Below are 11,384 nucleotides of genomic sequence, written 5' to 3'. Positions count from 1 at the left end.
TCGAAAGTAGGTTTGGTCATAGGTCATCTCTTTTTTGCTAATGATAAAGAAATGACACAGAATTCTGAACACTACCTCTCAAGCCCGCCCAGCGCGGGCTTTTTCGTATCTGGTAACCCCATGTTCAAAAACGCCTACTTCACGGAAGCGGAGTTATCCTGCCGTTGTTGCGGGGAAATCCACTTCTCGGATGACACGCTGCGCCGATTGATCAGAGTCAGGGAGCAGTTTGCCAAGCCGATGGTGATCACCTCCGGTTATCGCTGCCAGGACCACTGCGCCAAGATCGGATCGACCATGACACACACTACCGGGCAGGCTGTGGATGTGTCAGTTTCTGGTGGGCGAGCCTATGAGCTGCTGGGATAGCGATAGAGGAAGGCTTTACCGGCATTGGGGTGAAGCAGCATGGTCCTCATGGCGGCAGATTCCTGCACCTGGATGATCTTGGAGCTATTTCGGACAAGCGTACCGGCCCCACAATCTGGAGTTACCCAAGGTAGGGCGGGTGAAGGGAGTGGCACAGCATTGCTTCCGAGACGGTAATCAGGATAATAGTGGTCACGATGACCGCTATATACCCAAATCGTTTGGGATTTAGGTGTTGAAGATGAGGAAAAACCTTTAAAAGCCCGCATCGAGTAGGTTTTCCTAGACCTAAATCTCAAACGTCATGGGTATATAAAGGTTATGTGCTGATCATGCGTTCAGTAATTTATTAGAAATTCGAGGAAATAAGTGAAAATCGTTATAAGCTTGATTGCTATGGTGGTTTCAGTCTTAGGTTTTGCTGAATCAGATACAAAATTTCGTAAGGTAAAATTAGGTGAAGGGGCGCTTCTCCTAACCGCCATTGAGGAAAACAGCACCAATATTGGTGTTCTCAAAGATGGTGAGAAGTTAATTCTAATCGACCCGGCTCCGGGAGAAGATAAACTTCAAGAATTAGAGCAAATAATTCAAGATGAATATGGAGTAAAGGATCTATACGTTCTAAATACGCATGGGCATGGTGATCACTCCGGTGGTAATGAGTACTTTCTTAAAAGGGAAGCTAAAATAAATGAATTTAATTTTGAATTCCTGAAGAAGTACCGGGCAGTTTCTCATAGTTCAAATGACCTGATATTTTATCACATGAAAAGCAATAGCATTTTTGTGGGTGATATATTCGATGCAAATTGGCATCCTACATTTTACGCTGGCGGTGTAGATGGATTTATAGCTGCAATTGATTCAATTTTGCATATCGGTGGTGAAGATAGCCTGATAGTCCCAGGCCATGGAAGACTTGTTAGTAAGGGTATCCTGAAAGGATATAAAGAGCATACCCTAAATTGGCTGGCTCGCGTCGATGAACTTAGAAAGAAAAATAAGTCCATTGATGAAATGCTCTTAGATAAGGAATTGCGTAATATTCTAGAACACTTTAATTTTGAAAAACGCTCCCCGTTTTTGCCTAAGAAAGCTGAAAGATTATTTGTGGAGCGTTCTATCGCTATCTTGGGTAGGTCAGGTGGCGCATAATCGGGTAGCCGGGCGTATCTAGCTCTCGGCCCCCACAACACACTGCATGCGGGTCTGCATACGGCAGTTCGAAGTTGGTGAAATTTTAAGGGCATCTCCGCTAATTTTGAGGTTACATGGTTTAGGTGTTTTTGCGATTGTTGCCTCTACGAGACACCCAACCACCCACTGAGCCGGTTTTTACTCTGGATAGAGTGTTCATATATTGTACGATTGTACCAAATCTATGTAACTAGCTGTTTTTAATGCGGATTGTGGGTATACGGCGCAGAATTGATTCCGGGATAGTAATCAGGATAATAGTGGTCACGGTGACCACTATATCAATGTTACGAGTCTTGGGAATTAAAATGCTAACAGTAGAAAGAGATAAGGATGCCGAGCAAATTTTCATTCATGGCTCTCCCGAAAAGCTTCGTTGGCTAGCTTCCCGCCTTGAATCAATAGCGACTGAAGCGGAGAAATCTGGGCAGTCACATGATCATTTCATGACCGAAAACTGGGGTGGCAATGAATTATCCGGAGAGATTCATGGAGGCAAAGAGTCTCATGCGTTGATTAACCATTTAATAATTTATGGTTGGGGTGGTAACTAGTTGAAAAACATAACAAGTTGATGCTGTTCTTCCCAGACCTGTGGGGTTACATTGGACGGCCCACACTACGCGCAACGCGCTGCATATCAGAGTGTTAAATTTCTATGAGCTACACGGAATGGATATTTGTTTTTGCACTCAATAGTCTTTTCTGGAAATGGATTATCAGTTGGGGTGGGGCACAGTGGGTAGAGGGCTGGAAGTCATTCTTCATTATCAATATGTTGGTGCCCAGGTGGAATGCCGAGGGCATCAGGTTGTTCGCTGTTACTATTTGGTTCTTCACTACTCTTTGGTTTATTGGTGGCTTTTTCAGAGAAAAAATCCGTCTATCCGGGTTTCTATTGTGAGCAATACGCCATTTAATACGGTCAGCCAGAGGGGCTAAAAAACCACCCCTAACTTGGGGGTGTCCACCCCTATTTTTGGCTGACGCCTTTTTGTTACTTTTCCGTTTTAGGGGTGTAAATCAGCTACCTTGCGATTGTTGTCTCTACCAGACACCCAGCCACCCAAACCGGCCACTGAGCCGGTTTTTTACTCTGAAGGGGGTGGTCATATTTTGTACGATTGTACCAAATCCATGTAAGTAGCTGTTTTTAATGCGGATTGTTGGTAAACGGCGCAGAATTGATTCCGACACAGTAATCAGGATAATAGTGGTCATGATGATCTCTATATAAATGTTAAGCAAGAGGTAATCGAGATCTATGAGGCTTATTTTAGGGGTTGTGCTTGGTGTAGTGCTCACCTTACTCGCAGTGGTTCTAGTACCTGTCTTTTTGAACGGAGGCTCGCACCATCGTTGTTATAACTGTAGAACTGCTATGGTGGATATACGTACTTTAACTACTGCTGTGGCCTTGTATGGCCTCGATAACAGAGCATATCCAACTACAAACGTAGGGCTAAATAACATAGTTGCAGCTGATTACCTTAGACGACTCCCCAAAGACCCTTGGGGTTACAAGTACCATTACTCGAGATATGATGCACAGAAGTATTCTTGCTTTTCTATTTGGTCGTTTGGTAGTGACGGTGTCCCTGGAGGTGAAGAAGATCACGAAAAAGATTTTTATTCATCTGATGGCAAATGCATAACAAATCAAGCAACCGGGACACGGTAAACGTCCGGCTCTGCGTGGGGGCAATTAGGGTAACCGGCTGTCCTATCACTACTGTACATAGTCTATGAAGTGCATTTTAATAATTGCATTCTTTTTAGTATTTTCATGTGCTAATGCTGAATCTCTGATTTCTGATACTTGTCGGATTGATATAACCCCATGTAAAGAAGGTGAAGTCACCTGTGATCCAAGAGTTTTTTAGTAACCGAGCTTGCCACTGATAATAAGGTTAAATATCTAGGCCAAAGTTTATCTTCAACTTGTACCGATGGCGTTACACCATGCCATCATCAAGGGTACAAATTCAAAACACTGAATGGTGAATATTTTCTTTATCTTGATGGCAAATTAGAATTTTTAAATAAATCAGGAGAGTTAGTGCTCTCAGAGAATGGAACATGGGCTTACTAAAATTACATGACAAATAAGGATATGTTGCGCTTGCTGCAACATTTACACTTAAATAAACAAGCCGGCCACTGAGTCGGTTTTTTTACGCCTGGAGAAAGCTACTTCCCCAGGTTCCACAACCTAGAGCTACAGAGGGGCGGACGTATGGAAGGGCTCAGTGATCTGGCTGGAGATACCCAGAGAGACAAAGTGAACCTGCAACCCACCCGCATCCCGAAACTACTGAGGCTGGCCAAAGGCCGTGATTGCGTCCGCTGTGGTAATAACGAGGGCAGTACCGTGGCCGCCCACTACCAGGGCCAGCGCAGCCACAGCTACGGCAAAGGCAGGGGGATCAAGCCCCACGATGCCATGGCTGCGCATCTCTGTTATCGCTGCCACGCTGAGGCGGATAGCAGTGGTCTGGGTAACTGTCCCGAGGCTCACAGCAGGCGCTTCCTGTTGCTGATCATCACTACCCAAATTAATTTGCTTATAGAGGGTCGCATCACCGCACGAGACTATGCTCAGGCCTTTCTGCTCAAGCTGTGCCGCAATACGGCTGAACTTATGGAGTGTGGAGAGCCTGAGCTGCACCGCACTGCTTGCCGCCTGGCCGAGTGCTGGGACTCAGGTGAGATCGCTATCGCCTCCCAGGGGGCCATGGTGAGCAGCTTTGTGGGGGTGGGCTCGTAACCTGCAAAGCCGGTTACCGTACCCATCAGCGTTACAGGCACATATTCATGAGCTGATCCAGCGCAGGACACACCAATTTTATCAATTGAGCAAGGATTTTGTCATTTGACGAAAATGTCCAAGTAGTTATAGTTGGCGGCTATGTGATCTAGGGTCAGCAACGCCGCTATTCGAAAATATTGGATAAGCTCTGAAATAGGGATCAAAGAAAACTTTGCCACCGTGATCACTATATAAATGTTAGGCGGCTACGCGGTCATTACCCGCAACCGGCACAACAAATTTGTGCGTGAGCAGGCCAAAAAGTCTGCCACCAACGTCCGGCAAGATCAATAAGCCAACCCCCACTCCCAGTACCACTGGGGGTGGCAACCCTACAACCATTGCCAAGTGAGGCCGTTATGAGCTTTTGGAGTGCAGTTAAGGGTATTTTCAGCAGCAATGCCAAGCCCGTTGACGACATTCTGGATAAGGACCGCGGGCTGCTGGTGCGTGCCGGTGGGTTTATCAATGACTTGTCTTATACCGAGCAGGAGCGGGTGCGGGATAACGCTGAGTTGGTGGCCAGGCAGGCGGCTGCGTATGGAGAACTGATCGACACCGTGACAGAGCACGCACGGAATACGGCGAGCGAAAACACCCAGCGCAGCCTGACCCGTCGCCAGGTGGCTATCGCTATCATTCGTGTCGAGCTGTTTCTGGTGCTGGCATCGGTAGTGATCTGGCCCTTCCAGCCCGAGTACGCCAGGTTTGTCTGGCTGGTGGCCAGCTCCTCGCTGATGATCGGTGCCTTTATGGCTGTTGTGGTGTTTTTCTTTGGCTCCTACGGGATCAGCAATCACCTATTGAAGCCTTTGAGAGAGGCAAAAAAGAAAGCCTCTGGCTGATGATTAGCATCAAGCACGACCTGGACCAGCTGGAGAAAAAACTGGGCAAGATGGCGAGAGAGTAACAGCGCCAACTAATGCTGACAAAAGCAAATGAGCTACTGCATCGGTTGTAATTAACGTATATCGGTGGAAGGCAAGATTTCATTAAAGAGAGGTGTCTAAGGCACCTCTCTTTGGGTGCTTTTCTTCGAGCACTATTTGGCAAGACTTCAATTGGAACTTCTTGCTTCGCCTTCATTATCAGTTATAGGGCCAGCTTTGATATCGGTTTCGGTACGCATTATGTATCTCCTTGTTTTTACGTTTCTATTGAAGGATAAGGGCGAGAGTTAGAGTTATTTATAATCACAGATTTCACAGGCGAATTGCAAGTTGGTAAGGCTTCAATTGGAACTTGTTGCTTCGCCTTCATTATCAGTGATAGGGCCAGCTTTGATATCAGTTTCGGTACGCATTATGTATCTCCTTGTTTTTTCTTTGTGTCTATTGAACGTAAAAGACGAGAGTTAGAGTTACTTTCAACCACAGATCCCACAGATGAGAAATAGTAACAACAATCGCCTCTAGGCTTGATCATCTTACTCTTTTCCAGTTTCAACCGACAAGTGCATACCATAGTCAATCTAGAAAATACGGTCAGCTATTTGTAGGCGATGAACTGGTACTACAGTCATAAACGCTTGAAGTGGCAGGAGCAACTGATAATGCCGACAAAGGCTAAGGGTTACTGCGCGCGTTGCAGACAGGTGCATTCGGGTCGCTGTCCCCAGGCTCAAACTGGCTGGGGAAGATGGCAGAAGCAGAAGGGCACGGATACCCAGCGCGGCTATCGACAACCTCAAAGCCAAGCTCAACCAGTTCCGTATGGATGTATGGACGGCGGAGGTACACCAGGCTGAGCCACCTAAAAGATTCCGGCAATTTGTTGGTTAATCGACATAGGGGGAGAGATGGTCAATGAAATCAGCATTCGAGAACGTCTGTGGGAGTGGTCCAGAGCTTATCCTGAGCGTGCGGGAGACTCAGTAAACTGGCCCCGTATGGCAGCATTTGGCCGAAGGATGATATCAGGACACAAGGAGAGCCCGATACCGACAGATTACGACAGGGCAGCCCTCACGGATGCTGCAGTACTAGCTTACCTGAATGTGATAACCAGGCGCCAGGACAAGGAGAAGGCTGCGCTGGAGAGGTTGGTTTTTTGGTTGCGTTATTACTGCCGGTGGGAGATACGAGAGACCTGCGCAAGAGTGAAGCGCTCCAAGGCCTGGGTGGAGAATATGTGTAACTTAATCGAGGGAACGGTAGAGGCACTTTATTTGGCGGAAAATGCCGCATAACTGTATTTAAATACAAGCTGTATGTATTGACAGCCTAGGCGTGAAGATACTATATTCAGCTAAGCTGTCGCGAAGTATGCGCAGCGGGACCGTACCCCCTCTTGAAAGCCCCATCTGGTTAAGCCAGCGGGGCTTTTTTAGGCTATGGATCATAGGGTATGCTCCTAGGGGTGTGATTGGATGTTGATCTGCGTGATTGATAATAGTACCCTCGATGATTGCTAAATAATTGTTATGTGCGGGGAATTGTGAGTCAGTCATATTCATTACAGTCGGTATCAGAAGAAAACCTTTCAAAGATTCTCGAAAATGAATGCCTTATCTTTCGCTTACATGCGCCAGAGGATACTGATGAATATTTAGAGCGCTTGAAAGAGAATAGGCCCAAGACATTGATTCAAAAATTTAAGGCAGCTTTGGGTGTTAAGGAGACTGTACCCAAGCTAAATATAAGTGATCTAGAAAGAAAGATAATTCCCTTGGAATCTAAAATTTCGATGCTTCATGATTTAATTGAAATAAATATGGGTTGGCCCGAGGGAATGTCTATTTTGGGTAGTTCGGAAATTAGTCTCAGTATTGATGTAGGGTGGGTTTCACCGTATGTTATAACGCCGGAATCCGTAAAATTAACGAATGAATTTCTGTGTGATCACTTATCAGATGATATTTTCGATCAAATGGCTATTGAAAAGATGCTTAAAAATGGTAATTGCGGAAAAGGAAGCCCATGGACTGAGCATGAAATTCTGAGCGTTTGGAAAGATATAAATGAGGATTTTATTGAGTACAAAAACCTGTTGTCGGAATGCTCTAAAGCCAATCATGGTTTATTAATTTACTGTATTTAAACTCTCGCTGCTTACTGATAAGCAATTGATAGAATTCCTGAGTACGATACTCTGCCAACTATATCATTCTTAAGCTCGCCCAGTGCGGGCTTTTTCTTTTCCGGTACTCCCATGCTCGATAATGCTTACTTCACGAAAGCGGAGTTGTCCTGCCGTTGCTGCGGGAAGCTCAACTTCTCGGATGACACGCTGTGCCGATTGATCAGGGTAAGGGAACGATTCAATAAGCCGATGGTGATCAACTCCGGTTATCGCTGTCCTACACACTGCGCCAGGATCGGCTCCACCATGACACACACTACCGGGCAGGCTGTAGATGTATCAGTTACTGGTGGGCGTGCCTATGAGCTGCTGGGGATCGCGCTGGAGGAAGGGCTCACTGGCATTGGCGTAAAGCAGAAGGGAGCACACAAGGGGCGATTTCTGCATTTGGATGATCTTGGGCCTATACCGGGTGAGCGTAAGAGATTCCGACAATTTGTTGGTTAATCGAGATGGGGAAAAGATGATAAATGAAATCAGCATTCGCGAGCGCTTGTGGGAGTGGTCCAGGGCCTACCCTGAACGTGCGGGGGATTCAGTGAGCTGGCCTCGTATGGCGGCATTTGGCCGAAGGATGCTATCAGGATGCAGGGAGAGCCCGGACCCGATAGATTACGAGAGAGCAGCCCTTACGGATGCTGCAGTATTGGCTTACCTGAATGTGATAGCCAGGCGCCAGGATAAGAAAAAGGCTGCGCTGGAGAGATCTGTTTTTTGGTTGCGGTATTACTACCGGTGGGAAATGCGAGAGACCTGCATAAGGGTGAAGCGATCCAAAGCCTGGGTGGAGAATATGTGTAACTTAATCGAGGGAACGGTAGAGGCACTTTATCTGGCGGATAATGCCGCATAACTGTATTTAAACATAAGCTGTATGTATTGACAGCCTAGGCGTGAAGATACGATATTCAGCTAAGCTGTCGCGAAGTATGCGCAGCGGGACCATACCCCCCCCTTTTGAAAGCCCCGCCTGATTAATCCGGCGGGGCTTTTTTATGCTAAGAGATTTCAATTTTAAAAGCGACTGCTTCACAAAAAAGTCGCTTCGAGAAATGCTTCCCGAATTAAACGCTCCGTTGCTTATTAAAAGCCATGAAGTGTTTTAGCTTATGTTTATCTTCCAATAGGAAAGGGATCCACTCGAGCATCGGGACCAGCTTGGATATCAGTTTCTGTTTGCATAATCATTTTCTCTTTTTGTTTATCGAGTGAAAAGTATCCGCTAATCAAAAAATTTTGTCAAATGTTGGGAGTTTCAACTTATCTTCATTCCTAATCCTCCCAGTGCGGGCTTTTTCGTATCTGGTAATCCCATGATCGATAACGCCTACTTCACGGAAGCTGAGCTGTCCTGCCGTTGTTGCGGGAAACTCCACTTCTCGGATGACACGCTGCGCCGATTGATCAGAGTCAGGGAGCAGTTTGCCAAGCCGATGGTGATCACCTCCGGTTATCGCTGCCAGGACCACTGCGCCAAGATCGGATCGACCATAACACACACTACCGGGCAGGCTGTGGATGTATCAGTTTCTGGTGGGCGTGCCTATGAGCTGCTGGGTATCGCTATAGAGGAAGGGTTCACTGGCATTGGGGTAAAGCAGCATGGTCCACATAGCGGGCGATTCCTCCATCTAGATGACCTTGGGCCTATACCGGGTGAGCGTACACGGCCTACTGTCTGGAGTTATTGAGGGGGGAGCGTATGAAGGGGGTGGCGTTGAATTGATTTCGAGGCAGTAATCAGGATAATAGTGGTCATGGTGATCAGTATATAAATGTTAGCTTCCTTACGAAATTTGGAGTACTCATTGAAAAAAAGGAATTTACTGTTAGTTAAGCAAGCGATACTTATCCCTGTGTTGGCGCTGTATAATATTACCATTGGGCTATTAGTATCTGGATATAGTATTATATCCCAGCATATTAGTGAACTAGCGCTGGAAACTCAGTTTTTTGCATATTCACATCGACTTGCAGATATATTGATCGGTCTCTCTATGTGTGCATTTGCATTCGCATGTCTATCGATTGCTAAAGCTAAGTTTACTTTTGTTACCATGTTCGCATTTGGTTTAACTTGGATTTCAGCCGGTATATTTATTCTTATTAGCCCTCTCCATGATATCTATGGGTTAACTACTATATTGCTCGTAGTCCCGGTACTTTTTGCATTGGAAATGGGGGATTATTACAGATCTAAGAAATTTCAGAATATTTCTGTGCTAGTTACCCTAACTCACGTCACCTTTTTTTGGTTCTATAGTTATGGGTTTATGCCAACTGAATTTAAGGGACTAACCCAAAGAATATGGGTATTTATTACCTTAGCTTGGTATGGCTTTGCGGCTTATCAATTGGTAGCTGTAGCAAACAAGTCAAGTAAATCGGATACTGAAATGCGCGCCGTTTCTGGAGGCGTTAGTGCGTCAAGCTAAGCTTGATGCTTCTTAGGGTAATTGGCCGCCCTACCACTACTACATAAACCTAAAATGAAGATCGCACTCATATTCTTAACTATTTTCGCGCTCACGTCCTGTGGAAAACCGGCAGATCTGGATGCGATTGAAAATCAGTTTGAAAAGAATGCTAGTTCGTATGAGATGTTAACGAACATGGTCAAAAAGGACCTTATTGGAGAGAGATGTTTTAGCGTTGGAACTGACAATATTGGGCAATACTGGGAATACTCGGGGAAATGGAGTCATTCACAGGATTACCAAACAAAAATGAATATAGATCAGGTACTCGACAAGGTTGGTATAGAACCAAAAAAATATTCGAAATACTTAGAGTTATTTAGCAGCACCGGAAGCGAAAGAATCACATATTGCCCACCATCTGATTACTACATCATGGCTCATCGTTCTGGCTTAGGCATATCCGGCTGTCTTCTCAATATTGTTAAAGGCTTACATCCCCCAGCCGCCTATGGAAAACGAAACAATGGAGAAGACTTCATGGAAATCAGGTTGTTAACGGAAGGTTGGTGGATGGAGTACGAATGTACATAAAAACGCCTAGTGTCAAGTTTGAAGTGTGACTGCGATAGTTGTCTCTGCCAGACACCCAGACACCCAGCCACCCAGCCACCCAGCCACCCAAACCGGCCACTGAGCCGGTTTTTTACTCTGGAGAGAGTGATGGTATTTTGCACGATTGTACCAAATTTATGTAAGTAGCTGTTTCTAATGCGGATTGTGAGTAAACGGCGCAGAATTGATTCCGGGGCAGTAATCAGGATAATAGTGGTCACGGTGATCAGTATTTAAATGTTACATTTCTAGGTGAGTATGGAAATTCAAATCACACTACAAAAAGAAGATTGGAAGCAATATCAAAGCTATATCGAGAAGGAGCTACCAAAGCATCTGAAAACATGGATGGATAGCCCTTGGATAAATATGCTTATCTGGATGGTTATTGCATTCGTATTTCTGTCAATCTTCAACCGGCATAGTACTTTTCATTGGTTCACAGCCATTTCTGTCAGCGTGTTTTTTATACTCATATCGACCTTGTTTATCTTTAATATGTTTAAAATCAGAAGAGCATTCGAGCCGTCTGATCAAGGCACTTTCTGCGGAAGCCACAAATTTACATTTGATGACTCTGGAATCAATTCAGAAGGGAGGGGTTACAAGGGAACTCAATCTTGGGAAATTGTTAAGAAAATAGAGCGGGCGCAAGGAATGATCATGATCTATCTGGATACAACCTATGCATATGTATTTCCAGAATCGAAGCTTGAAGATCCCGATGGTTTCTACAAATATATATCAGAGCGTTATTCAAATGTAACGAGTAAAGCAAGTGGGACGTCGCAAAGCGGCGCCCCTTCTTGAGGTATTAAGTGTAGTAGTTCAGACTTGATCTGACAGTTACCGGTTTTTCTGACGGTGGTCTGTCAGGTCAGGTTCAGTTCACG

The 11,384-nt window shown here is 45.5% G+C and carries 14 protein-coding genes; all 14 read left to right on the top strand.

Translation table 11 applies throughout. The features are described 5' to 3' along the window. Nucleotides 1-369, top strand: a 369-nt coding sequence (locus Q1A48_RS19470) for a D-Ala-D-Ala carboxypeptidase family metallohydrolase (RefSeq protein ID WP_299948263.1), incomplete at its 5' end; no start/stop codon positions are given. Between the two features lie 369 nt (nt 370-738). Continuing rightward, the gene (locus tag Q1A48_RS19465) at nt 739-1,527 is read left to right on the top strand and encodes an MBL fold metallo-hydrolase (RefSeq protein ID WP_299948261.1); all 789 of its coding nucleotides are present in this window, start codon (nt 739-741) and stop codon (nt 1,525-1,527) included. A gap of 350 nt (nt 1,528-1,877) precedes the next feature. Continuing rightward, entirely contained in the window at nt 1,878-2,123 is a 246-nt protein-coding gene (locus Q1A48_RS19460) for an Imm32 family immunity protein (protein ID WP_299948260.1), read from the top strand. A 710-nt stretch (nt 2,124-2,833) separates the two neighbouring features. Beyond that, nucleotides 2,834-3,250, top strand: coding sequence for a type II secretion system protein GspG (locus tag Q1A48_RS21985; protein ID WP_366523450.1), 417 nt, complete (start codon nt 2,834-2,836; stop codon nt 3,248-3,250). A gap of 555 nt (nt 3,251-3,805) precedes the next feature. Then, complete coding sequence (locus Q1A48_RS19455; RefSeq protein WP_299948258.1) at nt 3,806-4,336, top strand: hypothetical protein; 531 nt, start codon at nt 3,806-3,808, stop codon at nt 4,334-4,336. 401 nt (nt 4,337-4,737) lie between these two features. Beyond that, entirely contained in the window at nt 4,738-5,223 is a 486-nt protein-coding gene (locus Q1A48_RS19450; protein WP_299948256.1) for a hypothetical protein, read from the top strand. 953 nt (nt 5,224-6,176) lie between these two features. Next, nucleotides 6,177-6,566 (top strand): hypothetical protein, encoded by a 390-nt coding sequence (locus Q1A48_RS19445; RefSeq protein ID WP_299948254.1) that lies wholly within the window; start codon nt 6,177-6,179, stop codon nt 6,564-6,566. 248 nt (nt 6,567-6,814) lie between these two features. Beyond that, a complete protein-coding gene (locus tag Q1A48_RS19440; RefSeq protein WP_299948252.1) occupies nt 6,815-7,417 on the top strand; it encodes a hypothetical protein in 603 nt (200 codons plus the stop codon). A 111-nt stretch (nt 7,418-7,528) separates the two neighbouring features. Then, nucleotides 7,529-7,906, top strand: coding sequence for a D-Ala-D-Ala carboxypeptidase family metallohydrolase (locus tag Q1A48_RS19435; protein WP_299948250.1), 378 nt, complete (start codon nt 7,529-7,531; stop codon nt 7,904-7,906). A gap of 16 nt (nt 7,907-7,922) precedes the next feature. Then, nucleotides 7,923-8,312, top strand: coding sequence for a hypothetical protein (locus Q1A48_RS19430; RefSeq protein ID WP_299948248.1), 390 nt, complete (start codon nt 7,923-7,925; stop codon nt 8,310-8,312). Between the two features lie 460 nt (nt 8,313-8,772). Further along, the gene (locus Q1A48_RS19425; protein ID WP_299948246.1) at nt 8,773-9,150 is read left to right on the top strand and encodes a D-Ala-D-Ala carboxypeptidase family metallohydrolase; all 378 of its coding nucleotides are present in this window, start codon (nt 8,773-8,775) and stop codon (nt 9,148-9,150) included. A gap of 117 nt (nt 9,151-9,267) precedes the next feature. Continuing rightward, entirely contained in the window at nt 9,268-9,894 is a 627-nt protein-coding gene (locus Q1A48_RS19420; RefSeq protein WP_299948244.1) for a DUF998 domain-containing protein, read from the top strand. 54 nt (nt 9,895-9,948) lie between these two features. Further along, nucleotides 9,949-10,470, top strand: a complete 522-nt coding sequence (locus tag Q1A48_RS19415) for a hypothetical protein (RefSeq protein ID WP_299948242.1) — start codon at nt 9,949-9,951, stop codon at nt 10,468-10,470. Between the two features lie 279 nt (nt 10,471-10,749). Next, the gene (locus Q1A48_RS19410) at nt 10,750-11,301 is read left to right on the top strand and encodes a YcxB family protein (RefSeq protein ID WP_299948240.1); all 552 of its coding nucleotides are present in this window, start codon (nt 10,750-10,752) and stop codon (nt 11,299-11,301) included. Nucleotides 11,302-11,384: the final 83 nt, after the last annotated feature.

Origin of the sequence: uncultured Microbulbifer sp., assembly GCF_947489355.1 — a bacterium.
Lineage (GTDB): Bacteria > Pseudomonadota > Gammaproteobacteria > Pseudomonadales > Cellvibrionaceae > Microbulbifer.
The sequence above is the reverse complement of the archived record's forward strand: the minus strand, read 5'-3'. Positions and strand labels throughout refer to the sequence as shown.